General features: G+C 42.2%; 21 protein-coding genes. 17 read left to right on the plus strand and 4 right to left on the minus strand.

Annotation, left to right across the window (positions count from 1 at the left end; all coding sequences use genetic code 11):
* On the minus strand, positions 1-2681 hold a 2681-nt coding region (locus RRG12_RS28640; protein ID WP_420761508.1), incomplete at its 3' end, for a WD40 domain-containing protein.
* Between the two features lie 251 nt (positions 2682-2932).
* Here RRG12_RS28640 and RRG12_RS28645 point away from each other — a divergent pair.
* The 3 genes from RRG12_RS28645 (at position 2933) to RRG12_RS28655 (ending at position 6682) form a co-directional block, all read left to right on the plus strand.
* A complete protein-coding gene (locus tag RRG12_RS28645) occupies positions 2933-4816 on the plus strand; it encodes an ArsA family ATPase (RefSeq protein WP_420761509.1) in 1884 nt (627 codons plus the stop codon).
* Between the two features lie 45 nt (positions 4817-4861).
* Entirely contained in the window at positions 4862-5146 is a 285-nt protein-coding gene (locus RRG12_RS28650; RefSeq protein WP_420761510.1) for a hypothetical protein, read from the plus strand.
* A 456-nt stretch (positions 5147-5602) separates the two neighbouring features.
* Positions 5603-6682: a S1 RNA-binding domain-containing protein gene (locus RRG12_RS28655; RefSeq protein WP_420761511.1), complete on the plus strand. Its 1080-nt coding sequence runs from the start codon at positions 5603-5605 to the stop codon at positions 6680-6682.
* Between the two features lie 283 nt (positions 6683-6965).
* On the opposite strand, the gene RRG12_RS28660 is transcribed toward RRG12_RS28655, so the two are convergent.
* Positions 6966-7358, minus strand: a complete 393-nt coding sequence (locus RRG12_RS28660; protein ID WP_420761512.1) for a hypothetical protein — start codon at positions 7356-7358, stop codon at positions 6966-6968.
* 12 nt (positions 7359-7370) lie between these two features.
* Positions 7371-7679 carry a hypothetical protein gene (locus tag RRG12_RS28665; protein WP_420761513.1) on the minus strand — a complete coding sequence of 103 codons (309 nt, stop codon included), beginning with the start codon at positions 7677-7679 and terminating at the stop codon, positions 7371-7373.
* 471 nt (positions 7680-8150) lie between these two features.
* On the opposite strand from RRG12_RS28665, the gene RRG12_RS28670 reads away from it, so the two are divergent.
* Together RRG12_RS28670 and RRG12_RS28675 are read left to right on the plus strand one after the other, a co-directional pair.
* On the plus strand, positions 8151-8768 hold the full coding sequence (locus RRG12_RS28670) for a hypothetical protein (RefSeq protein ID WP_420761514.1): 618 nt from the start codon (positions 8151-8153) through the stop codon (positions 8766-8768).
* A gap of 6 nt (positions 8769-8774) precedes the next feature.
* Positions 8775-9107 (plus strand): hypothetical protein, encoded by a 333-nt coding sequence (locus tag RRG12_RS28675; protein WP_420761515.1) that lies wholly within the window; start codon positions 8775-8777, stop codon positions 9105-9107.
* 286 nt (positions 9108-9393) lie between these two features.
* Here RRG12_RS28675 and RRG12_RS28680 read toward each other — a convergent pair whose 3' ends face one another.
* Positions 9394-9645, minus strand: a complete 252-nt coding sequence (locus RRG12_RS28680) for a gas vesicle protein GvpG (RefSeq protein ID WP_420761516.1) — start codon at positions 9643-9645, stop codon at positions 9394-9396.
* A 211-nt stretch (positions 9646-9856) separates the two neighbouring features.
* Here RRG12_RS28680 and gvpN point away from each other — a divergent pair, with 211 nt between their 5' ends.
* From gvpN to RRG12_RS28740, 12 genes are all read left to right on the plus strand, one after another.
* Positions 9857-11029 (plus strand): gas vesicle protein GvpN, encoded by a 1173-nt coding sequence (gvpN, locus tag RRG12_RS28685; RefSeq protein WP_420761517.1) that lies wholly within the window; start codon positions 9857-9859, stop codon positions 11027-11029.
* The gene (locus tag RRG12_RS28690; RefSeq protein ID WP_012408759.1) at positions 11026-11376 is read left to right on the plus strand and encodes a gas vesicle protein; all 351 of its coding nucleotides are present in this window, start codon (positions 11026-11028) and stop codon (positions 11374-11376) included. Before gvpN ends, RRG12_RS28690 begins: the two co-directional genes overlap by 4 nt.
* Complete coding sequence (locus RRG12_RS28695; protein WP_420761518.1) at positions 11363-11797, plus strand: gas vesicle protein K; 435 nt, start codon at positions 11363-11365, stop codon at positions 11795-11797. Before RRG12_RS28690 ends, RRG12_RS28695 begins: the two co-directional genes overlap by 14 nt.
* 193 nt (positions 11798-11990) lie before the next feature.
* A complete protein-coding gene (locus RRG12_RS28700; RefSeq protein ID WP_420761519.1) occupies positions 11991-12740 on the plus strand; it encodes a GvpL/GvpF family gas vesicle protein in 750 nt (249 codons plus the stop codon).
* Between the two features lie 355 nt (positions 12741-13095).
* A complete protein-coding gene (locus tag RRG12_RS28705; protein WP_420761520.1) occupies positions 13096-14922 on the plus strand; it encodes an AAA family ATPase in 1827 nt (608 codons plus the stop codon).
* Positions 14923-15194: 272 nt separating this feature from the next.
* On the plus strand, positions 15195-15884 hold the full coding sequence (locus tag RRG12_RS28710; protein ID WP_420761521.1) for a GvpL/GvpF family gas vesicle protein: 690 nt from the start codon (positions 15195-15197) through the stop codon (positions 15882-15884).
* A gap of 203 nt (positions 15885-16087) precedes the next feature.
* On the plus strand, positions 16088-16309 hold the full coding sequence (gene gvpA / locus RRG12_RS28715; protein WP_012408764.1) for a gas vesicle structural protein GvpA: 222 nt from the start codon (positions 16088-16090) through the stop codon (positions 16307-16309).
* Positions 16310-16619: 310 nt separating this feature from the next.
* Complete coding sequence (locus RRG12_RS28720) at positions 16620-17318, plus strand: gas vesicle protein GvpC (protein WP_420761522.1); 699 nt, start codon at positions 16620-16622, stop codon at positions 17316-17318.
* 424 nt (positions 17319-17742) lie between these two features.
* The gene (locus tag RRG12_RS28725) at positions 17743-19143 is read left to right on the plus strand and encodes a response regulator (protein ID WP_069071670.1); all 1401 of its coding nucleotides are present in this window, start codon (positions 17743-17745) and stop codon (positions 19141-19143) included.
* Positions 19144-19288: 145 nt separating this feature from the next.
* Positions 19289-19651, plus strand: a complete 363-nt coding sequence (locus tag RRG12_RS28730; protein ID WP_069071669.1) for a response regulator transcription factor — start codon at positions 19289-19291, stop codon at positions 19649-19651.
* Positions 19652-19665: 14 nt separating this feature from the next.
* On the plus strand, positions 19666-20199 hold the full coding sequence (locus tag RRG12_RS28735) for a chemotaxis protein CheW (RefSeq protein ID WP_420761523.1): 534 nt from the start codon (positions 19666-19668) through the stop codon (positions 20197-20199).
* 257 nt (positions 20200-20456) lie between these two features.
* Entirely contained in the window at positions 20457-25703 is a 5247-nt protein-coding gene (locus tag RRG12_RS28740; protein ID WP_420761524.1) for a GAF domain-containing protein, read from the plus strand.
* Positions 25704-25729 lie beyond the last annotated feature (26 nt).

The raw sequence follows: 25729 nt of genomic DNA on the forward strand, positions 1-25729 counted from the left end.
CGCACTGTCGAATCATTGCTGGCACTGACAATCAACTTGCCATCTGGACTAAAGGCGACAGAATTAACTTCTTTTTCATGTCCGTGCCAAGGTTGACCAATGGGGTTGCCCTCAATATCCCACAAGCGAATTGTAGAATCATTGCTGGCACTGATAATCCACTGACCATCAGGGCTAAAGGCGACAGAATTGACTTCTTTTTCATGTCCGTGCCAAGGTTGACCAATGGGATTGCCGTGAATATCCCATAAGCGGATTGTCGAATCATTGCTGGCACTGACAAGCAACTTGCCATCTGGACTAAAGGCGACAAAATTGACTTCTTTTTCATGTCCGTGCCAAGGTTGACCAATGGGGTTGCCCTCAATATCCCACAAGCGAATTGTAGAATCATTGCTGGCACTGATAATCCACTGACCATCAGAGCTAAAGGCGACAAAATTGACTTCTTTTTCATGTCCGTGCCAAGGTTGACCAATGGGGTTGCCCTCAATATCCCACAAGCATATTGTCGAATCATTGCTGGCACTGACAATCCACTGACCATCGGGGCTAAAGGTGACAGAATTCACCCAATTCTCATATTTGCGCTGCGATCGCCCGATGACCCGATCTTGTAATATTTGATGTAGCTCCCACAAACGCACAGTGCGATCGCCACCACTGATAATCAACTTGCCATCGGGGCTAAAGGCTAGGGAATTAACCTCTCCTTCATGTCCACGCCAAGGTTGAGTGATCAGTTTGCCATTGATATTCCATAAGCGTATTGTGCGATCGCAGCCACCACTAATAATAAACTTGCCATCAGGGCTAAAAGCTACAGAATTTACATGTCCTTCATGCCCGTGCCAAGGTTGACCGATGGGATTACCTTGGATGTCCCACAACCGCACTGTCGAATCACTACTACCACTGACAATAAACTTGCGATCGGGGCTAAAGGCAACGCAAATAATTTTTGCCTCATGTTTGTGCCAGGGTTGAGTAATGGTGTTACCTTGTAAATCCCACAAACACACCGTTCCGTCAAAACCAACACTGACAATGCAATCGCCATTTGGACTAAAGGTGACAGAAATAACTCCTTCCTTATGTCCGCGCCAAGGTTGAGTAATGGCGTTACCTTGTAAATCCCACAAACATACTGTTCCATCAAAACCAACACTGACAATGCAATCGCCATTTGAGCTAAAGGCGACGGAAATAACTCCTTCCTCATGTCCCTGCCACGGTTGAGTAATGAGATTACCTTGTAGATCCCATAAACACAAAATTCCGTCAATACTACCGCTAACAAGAAACTTGCCATCAGGACTAAAGGCTATACAATTAACCTCTTGCTCGTGCCCCAACAAAAATTGAGCAGTAGGATTGCCAATGATATTCCACAAGCACACTGTAGAATCACTACTGCCACTGGCAATAAACTTGCCATCAGAACTAAAGGCTACACAATTAACCTCTTGCTCGTGTCCGCGCAAGCTATTCGTCTCTGTGGGTGTGTTCATTGCTTCCTTTAAGCTTCCCAAAACAGGAGCTAGAAGGTGATTTGGGTATTTCTCTAAATTCTCACCCATTGTTTGAATTGCCAGCACCAAACCCTCTAGCGGTTGGACAGGAAGTAAATTCAAAACCCTGGCGGATTGTTCACGCAGTTTTAATTCAGTCAGTGCAAGGTTTAACTTTTGAATCTCTTGTTGTTGGCGATCGCGCCATCCAAGACTAGGATTAATAAATTGATTAGCTTGTTCTCTTAAATGACTAAACGTTTGCTCTTTTAGTTCTTGATAAGTCTTTATCTTCAAAACCCCGTTTGCAATATCTTCTCTTTCCCACAATACATTCAGGGTGTATGCCAGAAGTGGTAAAGAATCATCTTGTTGGTGAAAATCATGAATAATTTGCTCAACTAGACCTTGTTCAAAGGTGACACCATGTCTAGCAGCAGGTTCAGCGATCGCTAACTTTAATTCTCCGTCGCTCATTCTAGTGAGTATACGACTATAGCGATCGTGGATCTTTGCAAGTTGGGGATACTCACTAAAATTATGTAAAAAATTAGACCGCATTGTTAAAACAATTTTGACAGAGCTATCCTGCTGCTGAAACAGTTGAAAGAGACTAGCAACAAATTTATCGCGTTCTGGCTTTTGAGTTTTCGTAAACAGTTCTTCAAATTGGTCAATAACAATCAGAACGCACTGATAGTCTTGTTTGAGGTATGTGACAATTTTAATTAGGGTAGTTTCTCTTATTTTTCGAGCAATATCCGCTATTGGTGATTTTTTTCCATAATTAGAAGCAAGACACTGATAAAGAGATTTAAAAGGATTTTTATCTGGGTGAAAACTTATATTAATTAATGAATTGTTATTATTTCCCAAATAAGGAATTAAACCTGCGCGAATCAATGATGATTTGCCAGTGTTTGATGCTCCTAAAACCAAGAGTACATTATCTTTTTTTAAGCGATCGCCCAGATTAACAATCCACTTCTCCCGACCAAAAAATTTGTCTTTATCTTTAATTTCAAAAGTTTTTAGTCCTAAGTAGGGAGAGTCTGTTTTAAGTGGACGACAATGAATGTCCTCAAACTCACTATCAGAAAAAAAGTTGTATTCAGAAATACCTTGGACATTACACCCAATATTTATATCGCCTTCAGAACAGTTAACCATCTTATCTCCTTACTTTTGGACATCTCTGGCTAAATCTTTACCTCAGTTATAGTTCCTCGGCTAATCTTTGTAAGTAACTCAACAAAATTAATTACACATTCTCTTGTGAAGCTTTCCCTGTCACCGCCCTATAGGACAGAAGTTTTGTAAATCCCATCCGTGAAAGATTAAGGTTTTAAATAGATTTATTCAGCAAAATTACTTAAGTAACTTTCAAAAATATGTAGTAACTTTATCCTAAAACGCCGGAAATGACAAACGGGATGGAACTTTTTGATAACCTACACCTTGCTATGTTTAGCGGCAAAGGTGGAGTCGGAAAAACGACAATCTCCTGCACTTTTGCATGTCGTTGGGCGCAGAAATTTGCCAATGAGCAAATTCTTTTAATCTCAACCGATCCGGCTCACTCTCTTGGAGATGTCTTACAAGTTAGCGTTGATGACATTCCTCGTCCTATAGCGGAACTACCAAATCTACGAGTAAGGGCGTTGGATGCAAAGCTTCTGCTACAAGACTTTAAAGAACGTTATGGTCAGGTTTTAGAACTGTTAGTAGAGCGCGGAAGTTTTGTTGAAGGAGAAGACTTGCTGCCAGTTTGGGATTTAAATTGGCCTGGACTGGACGAGTTGATGGGCTTGTTAGAGATCCAACGGCTTTTCAACGAGCAGCGGGTAGATCGAGTAGTAGTAGATATGGCTCCTAGCGGTCATACTCTCAACTTGTTTGGATTGATGGACTTTTTAGATACTTTCCTCGACTCTCTGGAACTGTTTCAAGAAAAGCATCGGTATATTAGCAAGACCTTTGCTGGGAGTTACACACCCGATCGCGCTGACGACTTTTTGCATACCCTGAAAGCTGAACTATCGCAAGGTCGCCGTCTCCTTCAAGATCCTAAGCATACAGCTTGTTTGTTAGTTGCGATCGCCGAACCAATGAGTTGGTTGGAGTCAAAACGATTTCTAGAAGCCTTACAAACCATGCAGGTTCCTTGCGGAGGGTTGTTTGTTAACCAAGTCCTTGCCAGTGCGACTGACCGCGATCGTTACCAAGAACAACAACCGCTTATCAGTCAGTATACGGATCTTGCTAACGAAAAGCCGATTTTTATTGTGCCACAGCAAGATGAGGAGCCTTTAGGGATTCTAGCCCTCAGCCATCTGATCGACCAAATCCATGTTCCTCAGCTTGAACCGCTATCTCTTTTCGATCTACTCCCAGTTCAATGGCCTGAAACAATTCCTCCTAGCTTTGGAGATTTCCTGACTCAAGGTCGTCGCCTGTTACTAATTGGCGGTAAAGGTGGAGTAGGCAAGACCACAGTAGCAGCTGCAATTGGTTGGGCGATGGCTCAACAACATCCCGATCGCAAAATTCGCATGGTTTCCATCGATCCTGCTCACTCCTTGGGTGATGCCTTTGGTCTGAGTTTTGGACACGAACCATATCAAATAACTGCCAATCTTCGAGGTCAGGAAGTGGATAGCGATCGCATTGTCGATCAATTCAGAGCTGATTACCTATGGGAACTGGCCGAAATGATGAGTGGCGAAACCCAAACAAGCGAAACTATTGAAATGGCTTATGCTCCTGCTGCTTGGCGCAAAATTGTCGGTCAAGCTTTACCAGGGATTGATGAAATGCTTTCCCTGTTAACAGTAATGGAATTGCTAGAGCAACAAGAAGAAGACTTGATTATTTTAGACACTGCTCCTACAGGTCATCTTCTGCGTTTTCTAGAAATGCCAAATGCACTAGCAGACTGGCTAGCCTGGATTTTCAAACTCTGGATTAAGTATCAGAATGTTCTTGGTCGTACAGAATTTATGGGGCGTTTACGAACCTTGCGACAGCGCGTAGTCAAAGCCCAAAAAGTGCTAAAAGACCCACAACAAACAGAGTTCATTGGGGTTACACTTAACCAGACTAGCGTACTTGCTGAACAACAACGCCTGTTCAAATCTATGCAAAAAATAGGTGTGAGCCAGAATTACCTTGTTCTCAACCGCTTTAATTCTACAGCAACCATTAATTGCGATTTTCCAGGTTTGACAATGGTTCGCTTACCAATGCTTCCTCGCTCAGTTCAGCCTTTAGAACGCATCCAAGCAGCAGCCGGCTGTTTATTTTAACGGCTAATTAGACTAAATACTTCCATACCCAAAGAGAAATTTATTATGCATCGCACTCCAAGCCGCAGACAAATTCAAGCCAAACTTAGCACCATGCCTCCTCAACGTTCTCAAGCAACAGTTTACTTAAATGCTTACAAAATGATGTTAGAGAAGGAGCGTTTAGAGGAGGAACTAGAGAAACTCGAAGCACGCCGACATCAGATTCAGCAGCGTCTTGCCATTTTAAATAGTCAAACAATTGCTGAAGGAGACATGACTCATCAGCAAGCAAATACTGACTTAGAAAACAATACACCAAAATTCAACACCCTAACATTGGAATACTAAGTACTAAGATTTCAGCTTGCCTATTCTTCGCAACTTCCTTGCGCGGTCGAGCAAGAGCAGGCTGGGGGGTTGGGGTAGTTGGGGGAGAAAATTGCGATCGTGTTATTGGATGTTGTGTTTTAAAGGTTAACCGACATTGGGGTAAAAGCTTTTAGTGTAAAACATTTAGCCCGGATTAACGCTCAAGCGATCGCGCGTATGCCTCGTTTGCCTCTTGCAGTTCACGACGTAATCGATTTATCAAAGTTTTTAGTAGCCAATATTTCGCACCTTGATTGCGCGGTAATGGCTAGGGGAGCAGAAAACCAAATGTTGGAAATAATACTGACTAACTTGTGTATGGTTTCGGTGATGCTAAATTGGTTTTGTTTGTGAGCGAGCGCGGTATATCGCTTTGAATAAATGAGAGTGACCCTTACGCAATTCTCAAACGAACGTATTCTCAGAGGATGGATTTTGCTCCGCATAGAAGCTGCTCATGTTTGCACCCAAATTTGGACATCATCTACATTTAATCCTTATCAAGAACTGTACATCTGGCTGGGGCAAATTCGAGACTGCCAACTACCCGCAAAAATGATCATCGATGAGGAAGGTTATGGAGTAGAGCTGATAGCTGAGTCCTTGAGTAATGCAGTTGTGGAATTGAAAATTGACCCGTGGATGTGCAGTCATGACACTACAACACGCCTCAAAATTACTATTGAGCCTGATAAATTGATTAAGGCATTTTATGATGGAGTCATCAAATTTCTTCAAGATGAGTATCAACCATCACAATGGTCATACATTGATGATTTGAGCAATATAAATTGGGGAGCTTTGCTCAAACCATCTAATATAGAAGGTCAAAATTGGCAAACACGTTTAGCAATGTACTGGGGCGGACGTGGCAGGGTTAGTGAAACCGGACGTGAAACTGTATGGAACCAATTAACGCCCTTACAACAATGGCCAGTTATTCTACATGATGTAATGTTATGGATTACCGATTTAACAGCTAACAGTCAAATCACAGAAGCCTACGCACTTGTCAGCTTATATAAAAATTTACCAATTGATATTGCTTTAGGTGAATTTGATGCAAGTTGGTATTCCAGGCGAAGAATTGAGTTAAACAAAAAATATGGACTGCGTGAAAACTCCATAGAAAGACGAACACCTTATAATCATAGTGCTTCAGCAAAAGCAAGATTAAAAACACTAAAGCTTGGTCAACTTGTAGATGGAACTATCCATAAAATTAACTCGCATGGTGTCTTCGTTAATATTGGGGGATATTATGCGCTAATACATATCACTGCAATTTCTCAACAAACTGTTGACCATCCAGAGCAAGTTTTTCAAGTAGGTGAGTGGGTTAGAGCAATCATTATCAGCATTGATGTTGAAAAAGGGCGAGTCTCACTTTCAACTAGCGATTTAGAGCTTGAACCAGGTGATATGCTAAAAGACCCATTAGTTGTCTATGAAAAAGCAGAAGAAATGGCGGCTAGGTATTATCAAAACGTCGTATTAAAGTTGGAAAGGGAGTAGTGCTTGAAAGCCCCGACCTCGCAATAGAGATACACAGCATTAGCTGTCTGTTACCTTTATCATTAGTACATTTACAGTGGACAAATTTTGTTGTTTCTTACCCTTGCTTTCTTTTAGTGCGATCGCCATCTTCTATAGATTACATAAAACGTAGACACCCAGAGGGTAGTAGAACCCAACAAATGATATTGAAAATACAGTAAGTTTATCAACACAATATCTACTTAAATAAAAGTAACATTACTCTGGAGTGAGGAAATGCGATCGCATCCATTACGAGCAATCATTTAACAAGCATTCTAGAATCGATATCTAAAAGCCAATTTTCATCAACAAACTCCAAATTTTCATCGTAAACAAGAACTAATTCGCCAATTTTTTGAGTGTTATTATTTGGTGCTTGTGTGGTATCACCAGCAGAAACCATGAGTAAAAACTTTAATTTTAAAAAGCGTTCTCTCTGACTAACACCAATAGAACTGCTGACTAATTCAGCCTCTAAATTACTAGGTAAAGTAATTTTTTCATAGTATTCATCTTGGTCATCCCAGTAGCCACATACTTGATAATTACATTGTTCAAGATGCTCTTTAACAAATACGTTGGCATCTAAACTTTGTAATATTTCAGTTAAATCCTGCCAAACTTGATGATTTTTTAATTCGAGCCTTGTCATAGTTATGTGGGTTTAATGTTCTGTTACCAAACCAGGGAAGTGCAATATACCATCAATGAATTTTGCATGAAATCGGCGGTCGCCACCTTTACCTAAGACTTTAGATTTCAAATCGTAGCCAGATTCTTGGGAAGCCACCAACCCAACATTACCGCGAGGAGGTACAAGCCCTTTCTCAATGGCTTTTAAATGTTTCCCCTTTTGATCGTATTTTAATCCCAGCTTTATTTGTTCGCTGCCAAATGAAACTAGCAGACCACTGGTTGAAAGATATACAGTATCAGGTTGAATATCTGCCCAATTATCGGGTAAAGCTTCCATTAAATTAACACTTGTATAGTAGAAGCATAATTTTTTTTAAGTATAATAGCTAACAATATTTTTAAAATTAACGTAAGTTTCCAACGGAGGCGCACGTTAGTTATACCAATTCTCTAAAATAAGGCTACGGATGAGATAATAAGATTTAATAAGATGAAGAATCTGTTGTTGAGTGAGAACCTTAGCGCGTCCATGCCGATTGGTTTTCATTGCTAGACTCTAGATTTAGACCCTGAAACTCATTGTCTACAACGATTTGGCTTGATTAATCAGAATGCTTGAGGAACTAAAAACTACGTTAAGCACTTAGTAAAAGACCATCATAGAAACACACCCTCGTGTTACGATTATTCGTTGTTTTAAAAATATAAAAGTATACTCAGTGTGCAAAGAGACCCCGACGAGATTAGGGCAGATTTAAATCAACTAATTGAAGAAAGTCGATCTATTTTCCCCAAACTAGCTTCTAGGTTGGATGAGGTAAGACGCTGGATAGCGAATAAAAAGTCTGGACTTCTAAAAAGAAAACCTCATGTTTTGCAGTTCCTTGAAGAATTGCTGAGTGATGCCACTTTCTGGTTTGAAACCCAATTAATGTCTGAAGATGATAGAAAAGCGGAGTTTGCACAGCTAACACCAACAGAACAATATTGGTATGAATTTTTATTCACGCGTTGGATTAATGAGCCTGACCTCAAGATGCCAATTTGGAAGAAAAAATTAATGGGTGGTGAATTTAAGGGGGATGATAAATCTTTTGTCAATAAAATTTGCCAAGAAATAGAATTTTTAGGAGGAAACACTTTAAACCCTTATATTGCTGATTTGTCAATGGCAACTGATTTTATAGCTTCAGGGTCAAAAAATTTACCTTTGTGTGTGCAAATAACTACAGTAAATGATACTCACTCTCGAAATAAGCAGCGAGAATGGCAATCAACCTTAAAATACTGGGGTATTAGAAGAGCAATGTTTGTAAGTTTTAATCCAAGATTAAATCAAGTAAATCAAAAAATTGGTCAATCTGTATTTCAGCGTAGCGATGGAACTCAAGGAAACTGCTATCTTATAACTAATATAGACAAGTAAAGTGTAATGTCTACTCAAAAGGGTCTTGAAAAACAAAGGGTTGACAGAGCTAGAGATGCTCTTCAACGAGCTAGGGCTTTGAGACAATCTAGAAGAGTCCACGGCGTGGATGGAATTCGCCAATTTGTTAAAGATGTAGATGGAGACTGGCTAGACAACTGGACGGATACAACCATTACACAAAATGACTATCTTAAGAGAACAGTTCTTGTTCTAAAATTCAGCCGCTACGTTTCTACACTTCCTTTTCTATTTGTCCTACCATTAGGTCAAAAGCGGAAACCTTGCCCAAAATCTAAGGTTAAGTCAAGGTTTCGAGATGATAAAGTTCTGCGCTAACAAATTTAGGTCATAGCAGAAAATAAATCAAGTTGTGTTTATGGATCATGTGTAAGTGACTTACAAAATTTAATAACCATTAAAAAGAGAGGATATCGCCTCTCTTTTTAATTTATTTATATTTAATTTTACGCTGCTAGCCTTTTATAAAATGCTTGCTTAGTCCACTGGCTACCGCGTGATGTGATGTGATGTAGTCTTCAGCATTGAGTATACCTTGTCCAGGCTGTTCGCAGGCAATATATTTTGGCGGCTCTATCTGTAACCGACTTTTAGAGAATTGGTATTACTCTTGTGTTTGATCGCGTTCCTCCTGTTCTGCTTCCAGAATCGCTAATAAAAGAGCTTCTTCCTGAATTTCAAACTCTTCTTCAGAAAGTTCTCCCATATCAAAAGCAAGTTGGAGTGTAAGAAGCTGCTTGCTGAGATTTTCTTTATCATCAATTTCAGTATTGGCTTGTTCTAAAATTTTTTCCCCAAGCCACGTTACCCCCATTAATGGGCCAGTAATCGGTAATAGTAAGAAGCGTAGAACCATATTAATTTACACTTGTGTAGATTTGTTAAGGCTGTCTCACAAGACCGTAATCTTGCTGATGACATTATATAAAACATTACTTAGTCTTATGTTGATGCCAAAATGTGTTGGATTTGAGTTCAGTTAAGGTTTATTGACATCTGTATTTTATATTCCCGATGTGCAAAAAATTACTTTTACATAAAATTATTACTGACGAGGTACTTAGAGCTTGACAACAGTATTAAATGCATCTCCCCAACGATTTGTCAATACCCCTGCTGTTCAACGCATCGCTCAACGTGCTTTGCGCTATCTACAGTCGGGTTTTTCAGTACATTTACGTGGTGCGGCTGGAGTCGGAAAAACTACTCTGGCAATGCATCTAGCTGATTTGCTCAACCAGCCGATCATCCTCTTATTTGGAGATGATGAGTTTAAAACCTCAGACTTGATTGGTAATCAATTAGGTTATACCCGCAAAAAGGTTGTTGATAACTTCATCCACAGCGTTATCAAAGTTGAGGATGAACTCCGACAACATTGGGTTGATGCGCGATTAACCCTAGCTTGTAAAGAAGGATTTACGCTGGTTTACGACGAATTCAATCGATCGCACCCGGAGGTAAATAACGTTTTACTCTCCGTACTTGAGGAGAGGTTGTTGGTATTGCCAACAAATCAACAGCGAGCGGAGTATATCCGGGTTCATCCTCAGTTTCGGGCAATTTTAACATCAAATCCTCAAGAGTATTGTGGAGTTCATGCAACTCAGGATGCTTTGATGGATCGTGTTATTACCATCGATATGCCTACACCTGATGAACTGAGTCAGCAGGAAATTGTAGTTCATAAAACAGGTATAGATTCTGAGAAAGCAGAAGTAATTGTCCGCTTAGTACGGACGTTTTGGAGTCGATCTGGTTCTGGACAGGGCGGTGGATTGCGTTCCTGTCTGATGATTGCCAAAATCTGCCACGAACACGAAATTTCCTTCAACCCTGGAGATCCTAGCTTCCAAGATATTTGTGCCGACATCCTGCTTTCGCGCACGAATCAACCTCTCATAGAAGCAACTCGGCTACTGGAGGAGGTTTTAAGTGAATTGCATCATAGTATAAATACTCAAACTCAGTCGTCAGAGATAATACCAGACAGCCAAAATCAGATTGTATTGGAACAACGAGTACCTTACGAGCATGAAGTCTACAACTACCTGTGTAATTCTCCAGGAAGGCGTTTCTCTGAATTGGCAGTAGAACTAGGGATCGATCGCAGTCAAATTGTGGCTGCACTCAAGTCTCTCAGAGAACAGGGAGTATTAGTACAAATGCAGGGCAATGCCGAGTCGCCGAACATCTCACAAACAGTTGCTTTTGATTCTGGCCATTTAATAAACAAATGAGTACTAATACTAATCGGGGAGCTATCACTACATCAACTCAAGGTTCTACTTTGGCAGATATTCTCGAACGGGTTCTGGATAAAGGCATTGTTATCGCAGGAGATATTTCTATTTCCGTAGGCTCCACAGAACTGCTCAACATCCGAATTCGTTTGTTGATTTCTTCTGTTGATAAAGCCAAAGAGATTGGAATTAACTGGTGGGAGAGCGACCCCTATCTTAATAGTCAAACTCGCACCTTATTAGCAACTAATCAACAACTTCAAGAGCGTCTTGCCAGTCTAGAAACAGAACTGCAATCGCTCAAAGCACTCAATCCTATTAATCATCAGAATGCAGGCGATTAGCAAATCAAAAGGTTCCGATTCAGGTTTGGCGCCGTTATTACTGACGGTTGTTGAACTGATACGCCAACTCATGGAAGCTCAGGTGATTCGGCGCATGGATGCTGGCAACCTCAGCGACTCTGAACTAGATCGAGCTGCCGAAAGCCTACAAAAGCTTGAACAGCAGGTTGTTCAGCTTTGCGAGATATTTGATGTTGATCCAGCCGATCTAAATATTAACTTGGGTGAAATGGGAAATTTACTTCCCCAATCTGGAGGATACTACCCCGGTGAAACCTCTAGTCAACCTTCTATTTTAGAACTTCTCGATCGCCTATTAAATACGGGTGTTGTGGTTGAAGGTGACTTGGACTTAGGACTGGCTCAATTAAGCTTAGTTCATGCCAAGTTAAGATTAGTACTCACTTCTAAACCTTTGTAATACCAATTTTGGATTTTAGATTTTGGATTTTGGTGAAGCAGCGCGGTCTTGGGGGTTTCCCCCATGAGCGACTGCTGAACCCGAAGGGATTAAAAGCCTTTACTAGGAAGGTGTTATAAGAATTTCAAACAATACTTGCTATCCGATTTTGGTGTAACTTTTTTATCTATATTCTTCTTGGTAAGACATTCTTATGAGTTATGGCTTTTACATTTACGGAATTTTGACCTTGCCTGCTCCACAAAATTTAAATTTAGAGGGCTTAGATCGGCAACCTGTACAAATTAAAATTTTGGATGATTTTGCAGTAATCTACTCGGAAGCACAGCAAGAGCGTTATTTGGCCAGCCGTCGTAACCTGCTAAGTCATGAGAAAGTCCTTGAGGAGATCATGCAAGGAGGCGATCGCTATTTACTACCCGTGCAATTTGGACTTTTGGTTTCCAGTTGGGAAACTGTTTCACAGCAATTAATTCATCCTCATCAAGAAGAATTGACGCAATTGCTTGCAAAGTTATCGGGTTGCCGAGAAGTTAGTGTCAAAGTTTTTTGGGATATCGAGGCAGAAATTCAGGGACTATTGGCAGAACATCCAAATCTCAAAACCGAAAGGGATAAGCTAGTGGGTCAACCCCTGAGTATGGAGCGGGTAATCCAAATAGGGCAAACCATCGAACAGGGAATGAGCGATCGCAAGCAAGGCATAATCGATGTATTTAAAAGCACGCTCAACTCTATTGCGATCGAAGTGGTAGAAAATACTCCCCAAATGGACACAATGATCTACAATTCAGCCTACCTAATTCCTTGGGAAGCAGAATCACAATTTAGCGAATACGTTGAAGCACTCGATCGCCAATTTGAAAACCGTTTGCGAATTCGCTACAACAATTTCACTGCCCCGTATAACTTTGCTCGTCTTCGATTAACCATTTCCAACTGATTAATTCCTCTCGCTGTGAATAGCAATAAAAATTGAGAATGAAAAATTATTGAAACTTTTAATTTTTCTCTGTCTTTTATTTAAGAGGATGTTTCAAAAGTCCTCTTGTCGATAGCAAAACGTTATAGATCCCCCTAAATCCCCCTTGTAAAGCTACGGTGTACGCACAAGTTATGGAATCACTACCAGTCATTGAATTACCCCACCCTAACCCTCCCCTTGTAAAGGGGAGGGAACTAAATTTTCCGGTTTCCCCCCAATACATCGGGGGGATTAAGGGGGGTAATTAAAGGGGGATCTAAAAGTGCCCAAAATCATAGTGAAACACTTTTCAAACAACCTCTAAGTAAAATCAATGGACGACATATTTAAAGGATTTGAACACCTATTAGAAATTGCCAAAGCGTTAGAAGAAAAAGTAGAGAAAGGGGAGTTAAAAACTTCTATTCAAATTCGGTCTCATAATCTCAGTAGTATTCCTCGGCAAGGCAATATTCCGAGAACAAGGAGTTCCAGCCGAGTCAGATCCAATTCCACCGATGCAGCTACACCAATGGATGATGTTGATGATGTCACCACCCCATCAGCTAACAAGAACTCAAAAGCTTCTTGGCAAGGTATCGGCGGCTTGGGTGATGTTCTCAAGGAAATCAGAGAATTAGTCGAAATTCCCCTTAAACGTCCAGATTTATTGGCAAAATTAGGTTTAGAGCCTCCGCGTGGGGTTTTGCTAGTTGGCCCGCCTGGTACGGGAAAAACTTTAACAGCCCGTGTTTTGGCAGAAGAGTTAGAGTTAAACTACATTGCCATCAATGGCCCAGAGGTGATGAGCAAGTATTACGGGGAAGCAGAAGCTCGTTTGCGAAGTATTTTTGAGAAAGCAACTCGTTCTGCTCCCTGCTTGATATTTATTGACGAAATTGACAGCCTTGCTCCAGATCGCAGCCAAGTAGAAGGTGAAGTTGAAAAAAGACTAGTGGCGCAGTTGCTTGGGTTAATGGATGGGTTTGCCAAAACCGAGGGCGTAATTGTATTAGCGGCAACAAATCGTCCCGATTATATCGATCCGGCGCTTCGTCGTCCGGGACGCTTCGATCGCGAAGTTCAGTTTCGAGTTCCCGATCGCAATGGACGATTGGAAATTCTCACGATTTTAACAAGTGCCATGCCCTTGGAGACTTCGGTTGATTTAGGAGCGATCGCCGATTTAGCCGTTGGTTTTGTCGGTGCCGATATCAAAGCTCTTTGTCAGAAAGCAGCCTACATTGCCCTGCGTCGTCAAGTCCCCTCACTCAACAGTCCCGTTCCTGAGAACATGACTATCATCCAGCAGGATTTTCTGGAAGCAATTAAGGAGATAAAACCCTCAGTTCTCAGGGATGTAGCAATTGAAGTACCGAGTGTCAGTTGGGATGACATTGGTGGTTTGGATGATGTTAAACAAAAACTTCAAGAATCTGTTGAAGGCGCACTCCTCTATCCTGAACTATACGAGCAAACCAAAGCCAAGCCTCCTCGTGGAATTCTGTTGTGGGGGCCGCCGGGAACGGGAAAAACATTACTTGCAAAAGCGATCGCTTCCCAGGCTAGAGCCAACTTTATTGCTGTGAATGGCCCGGAATTACTCAGCCGATGGGTAGGTGCCGCAGAACAAGCAGTCAGAGAACTCTTTCGCAAAGCTCGGCAAGCAGCACCTTGCGTTGTGTTTATAGATGAAATTGATACCCTAGCACCAGCACGGGGACGATTCACAGGTGATTCTGGAGTTAGCGATCGCGTTGTCGGTCAACTGCTCACCGAACTCGATGGGTTGCATGAATGCCCGAAAGTACTGTTAGTAGGAGCAACCAATCGTCCAGAAGCGCTCGATCCTGCCTTGCTCAGAGCTGGAAGATTGGACTTACAAATCAAAATCGATCTACCAGATCGAGCCAGCCGATTAGCGATTTTAGGAGTTCACAATCTAGATCGTCCCTTGGTTGATGTCGATTTAGAAACTTGGGCGACAGTTACCGAGGGTTGGAATGGTGCAGACTTGGCTTTATTGAGCAATCAAGCTGCTTTAAGCGCAATTCGTCGATACCGCGCCCAGGGATTGAGTGACTCCAGCTTGATTCAGATTACAAATGATGATTTCCAAGTTACATATCAAATGCTTGCCAATCAGCATCAATCTCAATAGAAGGCAGGAGGCAGGAGGCAGAGGGCAGGAGGGACAAGAGAAGAGGGTTTTAGTTAAATTTACTTTTAGTTACATAGTTCTGTTTATTTGCATCGTTCTACTTAAGTAGCTTCCGCTCTGAACTTCTACGTTTTTTATAGTAAATATTAATACTTAGTTTTGGCACAATTAAGCATAAAAATTCTTACCTCTTCTTCCTGCCTCCTGCCTCCTGCCCCCTGCCCCCTGCCTCCTGCCTCATCCCAACTACAAATATTTACGCCGTTTTACTTATGTCAATATACGCCTATGCTCTTTTAGTCCCCACCGCATCACCACTTGTTCTACCTTTAGGGATGGAAAGGAATATTAAACTAGTTTACTCTTCTGGTTTAGGTGCGATCGTAGAGTCGGAAATCTCACTGGAGGCAATACAGGCAACGGATGAGCGTTTACTTCAAGCTGTATTAAACCACGATCGCGTAATTCGAGAACTTTTTCAACAAACTCCCCTTCTTCCCCTACGCTTTGGGAGGGGTTTTACCTCGCAAGAAAAACTGCTGAATCATCTAGAAAAGCACCAAGAGCAATATCTAGAAGCCCTAACTCAGCTAGCAGACAAAGTTGAGTACACTTTAAAAATGACACCCTGTGATTTGGTTGACGATTCTGAAACTATTGATGCTAAGGGAAAAGCCTATTTATTGGCTAAAAAACAACGCTACCAAACACAGCAAGCATTTCAAACACAACAATGCCAACAGTGGGAACTCTTGAGCCAGTTAATTCTCAAAAAATATACAAATGTTATCTGTGAAACTCGACAGTCAGATGTGCGGCAAATCCACTTTTTGGCACAGCGTAACGATTCAACGCTCAGTACGCAGCAGTTTTCACTCTGGCAGGTACAATGCTCACACTGGCAATTGGCACTGAGCGAACCTCTGCCACCCTATCATTTTCTAGAAAATACTCTCACATAAATTCATAAAAAATAATATTTAAAACTTTCCCAGAAAAATAAAGATGAGATAATTTTTTCTTTATTTTTTTTATTTTCTTATATTTATCTTATATTTTTGGGAACACTAAACCCAGGAAGAATAAAACACATTGTGTAAGTTTTACCTACTGCTCAATCAGAGCAGGATGAAATCAATAATTAGAGTTGTGAGAGTAAAAGAAAATGGCTGTTGAAAAAGTTAACTCATCTTCAAGTTTGGCTGAAGTTATTGACCGCATTTTGGACAAAGGAATTGTAATTGATGCTTGGGTACGTGTTTCTTTAGTTGGTATTGAACTGCTATCAATAGAAGCTCGGATTGTGATTGCTTCAGTTGAAACTTACTTAAGATATGCCGAGGCAGTTGGTTTAACATCTCAGGCTGCTGTTCCATCTGCTGCTTAACACCACATTAGAAAAAGCTAGTCTTTATGGCTTCTAAGCTGATGCGCGTCTAAAGTATATAAACACTCTTGATGGTCGTTGACTGATGACTGTTGACGGGTTTTCGGTTAACAGTCATTAGTCATCAGGTCAATGTACAAATTAAATGCGTAACAGTTTATTGAATATAGGAATCATATTTGATTTTTGAACAAAACTTAGTACATCTTTATTCCTTTTTACCAGTCTCCATTCCTTTACCTCTACGAGTGATTCAGAAATCAAATTGGATTGCTATATTTCTAGTTAACAAAATAGGAGATATCATCTGATGGCTCTCAAGAATTTATGGGAACAAGAGCGATTGCAGCGATTGCAAATAACTGCTGAACGCCGTCAACAAGTTAAGCAGTGGAAACAGCTAACTCAACAAGAATTTCAGCTGCAAGCAGATGTGCTTCATCAAGAATTGAGCAGTTTTGTTACCACGCTTGACAACAACAGAAAGTTACAACAGCAGCAATTTCAGCAAGAGATAGTCGAGCGGCAATTGGAAATATTGCAAATAAAAACAGATGTCTGGCAACGCCAGCAAGAATACCGCCAACAGCGGGCAGCAAAGGCTCAGGCATTATTCCAAAACTTGCGAAATTTCCGAGAAATCTTACATAACAGTGTTTGGGGCGATTGCAGTCAAGAACAAGCAGTTTCCCCGACTCCTGCTAAAGAAGAGAAATTAGTTGCAACAGTTCCAAAATGGTCAATTTCTCGTTCTGCAATTAAAGGCGCTGGTTTTCGTCCTTCCGCCAATACGATGACTAAGAAAGTGCCTGCCTTGAATGCGGATACTGTTAAATCTAAAGTGCAGCAATACATTCAGCAAGCTGAAGGAGCTACTCTGATAGAAATTGAAGAAGTGATAGGCTTAAGCCGGGTGCAAACGATAGATATCCTGCGCTCCTTGATTAAGCAAGGGGTACTAGAACAACGCGATCGCCAATACTTTATTCGGCAACAAGCAATTTCTTGACAAACTTACATTCAAGCTGATTTTTTGTATTTGCAGACTACCTAGCGATCGCTTGTCTCTCTCGCCTTAAGCAGCAGAGTACACAACCGATAAGCATTAAAGCTGGTCTATGCTTTGTACTATTCAACATTTCCATCTTTTTCCGGTCTGTATTGACAAACAATTTGCTCAGTAGCAGTAGATGTAATATGGCAAAAAGTTAACCTATTAATAATTAGAAAAAGAGCTTAAATCTTTGTTCAAGTTTCCGGCTTTTAACTTTAAAAATATCCAGATTCAAAAGGGATATAACAAGTTTGTGTAGCTCAATCAAGGTTTTAAACTATGCTATTGGCAATTGCACGATGAAGTTAGTAAGCTGGATTGTTTGAGGAATTCTAATGTAAATGCAAAACTCAAGATATATAAGGAGGTGCGATCCATTGTGAATCAATTGATCAACCAACTTCAAACTAAATTATTTACAGGTAGGCTGAATCTTGAAGCAAGAGATGGGCCGACTTGGACGCTATATTTTCGTTTAGGACGATTAATTTGGCAGGCTGGCGGTTCTAATGCCGATGAGCGATGGCGACGACACTTGTTGCGGTACTGTTCTAATCTGGATGTGACACAGTTGGAGCAGCTTGTCTCTCCCCAGGAAAATTATCGCGAGTATTCCATTCTTGTTAAGTTGCGAGAACAAAAATTAATCGAACAACAACAACTCGTTAGCCTGATTACAAGCTCAATAGCTGAAGTTCTGTTTGATATAATGCAGTACATTGAAGCCAAAAGAAATGGCGACAATCCAGCAGGGCAGTTGTCACATACTACCGTTGTTGGTGAAGTTCCTGGGGTTCTTTTAGCTGTAATACCAACTGAGGAAGTCTTGAAAAAGGCTACACAAGCCTGGCAAGAATGGCGAGATGCAGGACTGGCAACCTACTCGCCCAATTTATTTCCGATCATTCAAAAAATTGAGCTACTTCAAGGACAAGCATCCTCTAAACAGATTATTGCTCTAGTTGATGGCACAAAAACTTTACGAGGTCTAGGGCAAAAAAGCGGTCGGGATGTCTTAGCTTTAACTCGGTTATTGATGACATTGGTAAAAACAGGGGCGATCGCTTTTTCACCCACCCCAAAACTCAGGCAGGTTGGGATTAGTAAAGAAACTGGCAACCCCTCCAGTGCAGTTAACAATTCCAATTCTTCACTAAAGGCAGAAGAGGACACTGTTTTACAAGTTGCACCCAATTTCAACAAAGTTGCTCCCCCAGCGACTAGTAAAGAAATTGTCAGCCCATCCAGTGCAGTTAATAATTTCAATTCTTCACTGAAGAAAGAAGAGAACACTGTTATACAAGTTGCTCCCCCAGCAGCCGGAAACAAAAATCAACCCACAATCAAAGTCGAAGAAAAGACTATTTTACAAGTTGCCCCCCCAGCAGCTAGTAAAGCAATTATTGATGTCTCAAGACCTTTAGTTGCCTGTGTGGATGATAGTCCGATGATCTGTCGCAGTTTGGAGGAAATTCTCACCCATCAAGGTTATCGCTTTGTTGGCATTCAAGATTCCTTGACGGCAGTTTTAAATCTAATTAAAAGCAAGCCAGACTTCATTTTTTTGGATCTTTTGATGCCAAAAGTGAATGGCTATGAAATTTGTTCTCAAATCCGTAAAACTCCAAGTCTCAAAAATGTGCCGGTTGTCATCTTAACGGGGAAAGATGGAATAGTAGATCGGATGCGAGCAAAATTAGTAGGGGCAACTGACTTTATGGGTAAACCTGTAGAAGCAGACAAAGTACTCAATGTGCTTCACAAGTATTTAAGCGTTTAGGTTGAAGCGACAGTCATGCCAGTAGCTCCCCTACATCCATTTTCAAAACAGATTTTGGATTGTAAATTGCTTTCTATATCTGGCTTGGTGTTAATTCATTTGTCGCAATAATTTGTCAAATTCTAAATTAAATAGTTAGGAAAAAATGAAAAAAGTTCTTTTAGTTGAAGATAGCCTCACAGAATCCGAAAAGATGACACGTTACCTAGAGCAAGGAGGATATTCAGTTTATGAAGTTCGCAGTGGTGAAGAGGCTCAACTCAGGTTGAAACAACAAAAACCTGACTTGATCTTACTAGATTTGATTTTGCCAGGACAAAGTGGATTTGAGTTCTGCCGCAAGTTGAAAGCCGATCCGACAACAAAAGGAATCCCGGTAGTGATTTGCTCAACTAAAAACACAGATGTTGATAGAACTTGGGGCAATATGAGTGGTGCCGATGGCTATTTAGTCAAACCTGTAGATGAAAATACCTTGCTCCAGACTGTTAATAAATTTATTCGCTAAAGGAAACTAGGGCAATGGTACAGGGCAATGATAGCTTTTCTTCGTTACCCATAAATAGCCAATTTCGACTTGAAAACTCTCCTCAAGGAAACAACCAGAGGTTTTTAAGATTTCCGTTGAATGGAAAGGTAAATGGGTTACTTCCATTAGCTGATTTGCGGGGAGTAATTCAAGTTGCGCTGACCGAGATTTTGCCAGTACCGCAGGTAGCAGAATTCTTGTTAGGCATAATGAATTGGCGGGGAGAAGCGATCTGGATTCTTGATTTAGCAGCTTTGTTGGGAGCAACACACTGGTGTCGGCGAGAAGGTGTGCGTAACTCTGGCATGGCGATGCTTGTTCAAGTCCAGAATCAAACCTTCGGGCTGTTGGTGGAGCAAGTCAATACCATTGAAGTTCACGATCCTCAAGAGCGGTTAGAGATTTCGACATCAATGTTACCTGGCCGACTAGGCTCGTTCTTACAGGGTTACTTTGTGGATTCTCAAGGTAGCCCTTTGATGTTACTTGACACCCAGATTGTGATTCAAGCCCTTCAGCCTCTTTAACACTAGACCTCTTGCAAAAATAGTTTTGCACTCTTGGGGGAAAGGGGAAAGGGGAAAGGGGAAGGGGGAAAGGGGAAGGGGGAAAGGTAAAAACCTCGCCCCGCACTTCAGGCCTCTACGCTAACGTGGGCGACTTGTTCATTCCTTTTCCCTTTCCCCTTTAACCTTTAACCCTATTTCTTATCCCTTTACCCTTTTCCCGACTTCTGCAAGAAGTTTACTTCTTAACTCCGACAACCTTCATAGCAAGAAAGATCATGGTAGCGCAACACAATCTTAGACCTAGCCAACCTCAGTCAAATCCCAGCAACGGTTATAAGGAAACTGATAACGGGCATACCGTTGATGTACCAGCAAAACAGCAAATCACCTCCGCTCTAGAAGAATTGCGAACTGAACTGGATCAAGCTGATTGGGTGGAAACAGGGCCATTGCGAGAGAGAATCCGCAAGTTAAAAGAACTGCTAAGTGTGTTGCCGTATCAAGACGGAGGAGATGGATTAGAGGTAGAGCAAGTACAGGCGATCGCTAGCAAAATCCGCCAATTTTCCGATCTAGATACTTTGCTCGCCACTGCTGTCATAGAGATACAAAGCGCATTACAAGCCGATCGCGTCGTGCTGTATCAGTTTACGAATCCGACGCAGGGGATAGTTGTTGCGGAGGCGATGAGGGATGGCTTTACCCCAATGCTGAAGGAAAAACTGCCCGCCGTCACTTTTGGGTTGGGTTCTGCCAAGGTTTATCAACAAGAAAAATTAGTCGCGATCGCAGATACCTACACTGCAAACTTGTCTCCTTACCAAAAGCAACTCATGGAGCGGTTTCAGGTAAGAGCTTGTGTGAGTTTGCCAATCTTAATAAAAGATGAGGTTTGGGGTTTGTTGGTAGTGCAGCAATGCACTGCTACTCGCCAGTGGCAAAATGCTGAAATTAAGTTATTAAAATTGATCGAGCAGGAATTAGAAGCGCAACTGCAAGTTGCCGTGATTCAGGCTACGTTGCAACAAGAAGTGGAAAAAGACCAAATCATGGTGGGTGTAGCGAATAAAATTCTCCAGTCCAAAGATTTGGATACCATCTTTCGCGTTACCACCCAAGAAGTAAGACAGTCACTAAAATGCGATCGCGTCGCAATTTATCGTTTCCAGCCAGATTGGAGTGGGGAATTTGTCGCTGAATCTGTTGGATCTGAGTGGGTTTCTCTATTAGAAGAACAGCGAAACAACCCAGCAATTGTCAATAACGTTAACTATTGCAGTGTGAGGAACCTTGCAGACGAAGGCGGATTGGTTGGGACAACAGGGCGATCGCACAATGCAGATAGCTACATTCAGCACACCCAAGGCAAAAATTTCCATCGCGGACAGATTTATCGAGTCACTAATGATATCTACAGTGCTGGTTTTTCTGACTGCTATATCAAAATTTTAGAAACCTATCAAGCCAAAGGATACATTATTGTTGCCATCTTCCAGGGAGAAAAGTTGTGGGGCTTGCTAGCTGCCTATCAAAATTCTCAGCCTCGTCAGTGGAAAGATAGTGAAGTTCGCCTAATGGTGCAGGTTGCAACTCTGTCTAGTATTGCGATTCAACAGGTGCAATATCAGCAACAACTTTATCACCGCTCTGAAGAGTCAGCCAAACTTGTTGAACGAGAACGTACAGTTTTCGGCATCATTGAAAAGATTGGGCAAGCAACGGATCTTCGCACCCTTTTCCGCACTACCACCCAAGAGTTGCGGCGATTTTTAAAATGCGATCGCGTAGTTGTTTATCAAATTTATCCAGACTGGAGTGGAGAAGTTATCGCTGAATCTGTGGCTGCTGGTTGGTCGTCACTTTTGGAGATGCAGGAACAAGACGGCATTTTAAAAACAGGTCTGATATCTTCAGAGCGTTGCAATATTAAGGATTATGCTTCCCCTATTAAACCTGATGCCGATACCTATCTGAAGGAAACGCAGGGTGGAGTGTACACCAAAGGAACGCGCTTTCGTAAAGTCAACGATATTTCTGCTGCTGGTTTTTCACCTTGTTATTTAGAAACATTAGAGAAGTTCCAAGCCAAAGCATACATTAATGTTCCCATCTTCCGCGCTGGTAATCTTTGGGGTTTGTTAGCAGCCTATCAGAATTCTGATGTGCGGAAATGGACTGAAGAAGAAATCGGTGCTTTATTGCAGATCGGCGAACCGTTGAGCATTGCCCTCCAGCAAGCTGAATATATCGAACAGCTACGGTTAAAAAATATCGAAATGACCCAAGTAGCTGAAGTAGAAAACGCGATCGCGCGAATGGCGGATAGAATGCGTCAGTCCCAACAGCTAGAAACCATCTACCGTACTACCTTGGGAGAACTGCGGCAGTTGTTCAAATGCGATCGCCTAGCAATATATCGCTTCAACTCTGACTGGAGTGGTGAATTTATGGCTGAATCTGTAGGAAGTGACTGGGTGCCTCTGGTTGGCCCCGATATCAAAACAGTATGGGAAGACGAACACCTACAGCAAACCCAAGGCGGGCGCTATCGCAACAATGAAACTTTTGTCGTTAATGATATCTATACTGTTGGTCATGCCCAGTGCCACATCGACCTGTTGGAGCAGTTCCAGGTTAAAGCTTACACCATCGCCCCTATTTTTGCTGGAAACAAACTTTGGGGTTTATTAGGAGCTTACCAAAATAGCGGGCCGCGCCAGTGGAATTCCGAGGAGGTGCGATTACTAAGCAAATTGGGCATTCAATTGGGGTTAAGCGTCCAGCAAGTTGAGTACGTCGGAGAACTGAAAACGAAGAATGCAGAGTTGGCGCGGGCAGCAGAAGAGGAACAAGTGCTGACAGGGATGGTGGAAAAAATTCGCCAAGCTCAAGAGGCAGAGACAATTTTCCTGAATGTGCTGCCAAGTTTACGCAAACAATTACAGTGCGATCGCATAGCAGTATTTCGCTTTCATTCCGACTGGAGTGTGGAGTTTGTTGCCGAATCCGTAAAAGATAAATGGTTGTCTTTAGCTGATTCCGACATCAAAACGATTTGGATGGACGATCACTTACAAGAAACTCAGGGCGGACGCTATCGCAATCATGAAACCTTTGTTGTCAATGATATCTCCACTGCCGGTCACGTTCAGTGCTACGTAGAGATATTAGAAAAAATCCAGGCCAAAGCTTACGCGATCGCCCCGATCTTTACTGGAAGCAAACTCTGGGGCTTTATAGGAGCATACCAAAATACTGGCCCTCGGCAGTGGAAATCCAAGGATGTGCAACTGTTGAGAAAAATAGCTGTGCAAATGGGTATAGGGTTGCAACAGGTTAAGTATATCGAACAGCTCAAGAAGAAGAATGCAGAATTAGCGCGAACCGCAGAAGGGGAACGAGCATTGACACGGCTGGCAGAAAAAATCCGCCAAGTTCAAGAGCTAGATACGATTTTCCGCAATGCCTTACCAGAATTGCGATCGCATTTGGAATGCGATCGTCTAGCAGTGTATCGCTTCAATCCAGATTGGGGTGGCGAGTTTATTGCCGAATCCGTAAGTCGTGAATGGGTGGCTTTGGTTGGCCCCGATATCAGGACTGTATGGGAAGACGAACACCTACAACAAACCCAAGGTGGACGCTATCGCAACAACGAGACGTTTGTGATTAATGACGTTTACACTGCTGGCCATGCCCAGTGCCACTTGAAAATTCTAGAGCAATTTCAGATTAGAGCCTATATCATCACCCCAATTATTGCCGGAAACAAGCTCTGGGGTTTGTTAGGAGCATATCAGAATAGTGGGCCGCGGCAATGGCAAGAGAATGAAGTCAACTTGGTAGCGAAAATCGGCACGCAGTTTGGGGTTGCCGTCCAACAATCGCAATACTTACAACAAACCTTAACCAAGAATGAGGAACTGATCAAACTGGCAGAACGGGAAGTAGCAAACGCCCGATTTTCCTATCGCCTGCCAAGTCGGTTAACAGAAATGGCCCAAAGTCGTGGTAATGTTCTGGAATTTATCCAGTTTGCCACCCACGAACTTCGGCAACTGCTGAAAGTAGATCGAGTTGGAGTTTACCGTTTTGAGCCTGATTGGTCTGGAGAATTTGTAGTTGAGTCTGTGAGTGGGGATTGGCCTAAGCTTGTGGGAACTAGCCTTGCCAGAGTTAGAGATACCTATCTCCAGTACAACCAAGGAGGGCGTTATGTCCGCAAAGAAAGTTTGCGGGTTGACAATATATATACTGTCGGTCATGACGAATGTCACATCCAATTGTTAGAGATGTGGGGAACTAAAGCCTACATGATTTCTCCGATTTTTCAAGAAAATCGGCTCTGGGGGCTGATGGGAGTTTATCAAAATAGCGCACCGCGCCAGTGGGAGCAATCCGAGGAGGATGTTCTCAACCAAGCCAGCGTCCAGATTGGTATTGCCCTCAATCTTGCAGACTACCTAACACAGGTGCGTATTCAAGAGCAGCAACTAGCAGAAGCAGCAGAGCGCGAACGCACCGCCCGCGAAAAACTCCAACAAGGAGCAATACGCGTTCTCATGGCTTTGGAACCATCCTTCAGAGGCGATCTTACCGTTCGAGCGCCCCTATCTGAAGATGAAATTGGGACGATCGCCGATGGTTACAATACTACGATCCAAAGTTTGCGAGATTTAGTGCGACAAGTGCAGATTGCTGCTGGCAAAGTGAGTGAAAATTCCAGCAATAACACTACCTCAGTAGTAAAACTATCTGACCAAGCTCAACAGCAGGCAGAACGGCTCGAACACGCTCTGGAACAATTACAAATTATGGTAACTTCCACCCAGATAGTCGCTGCTGATGCCCAAAAAGTCGGACAGGCGGTGCAAAGAGCTAATAATACCGTCCAAGCTGGCGATTCGCTGATGGAAAGAACCGTAGATGGCATTTTGGAGATTCGGGAAACCGTGTCGGAAACAGCGAAGAAAATTAAACGCCTCGGTGAAGCTTCTCAGAAAATCTCGAAAGTAGTGAGTCTGATTGAAAACTTTGCCACTCAAACTAATTTGCTGGCACTCAATGCTGCGATCGAGGCTACCCGTGCCGGAGAGTATGGCAAAGGCTTTGCAGTGGTTGCAGATGAAGTTCGTTCCTTGGCTTATCAGTCTGCTAGTGCCACCACAGAAATTGAGCGACTCGTGCAAGAAATTCAAGCTGGCACCAACGAAGTTACCGAAGCAATGGAAATAGGGATTACCCAAGTTGTCCAAGGCTCGAACTTGATCGATGAGACTCGTCATTCCCTGAGTGCGATCGTGGTAGCTACCAACGAAATTGGTGGACTGGTACAAGGAATTACCCAAGCAGTTTCCCATCAAAGTCAGCAATCTCAGATGTTGACAGAGGCGATGATGGATGTTTCGGCGATCGCCCGCAAGACTTCAGAAAGTGCCATCCACATTTCCGAGTCTTTTGAAGAACTACGGATGACTTCACAACAACTGGAAACCAGCGTTAGCCAGTTCAAAGTTGACTAAGTAAGTCGTGGTGAATATTTGTTCTC

Source organism: Nostoc sp. CALU 546, assembly GCF_048836525.1.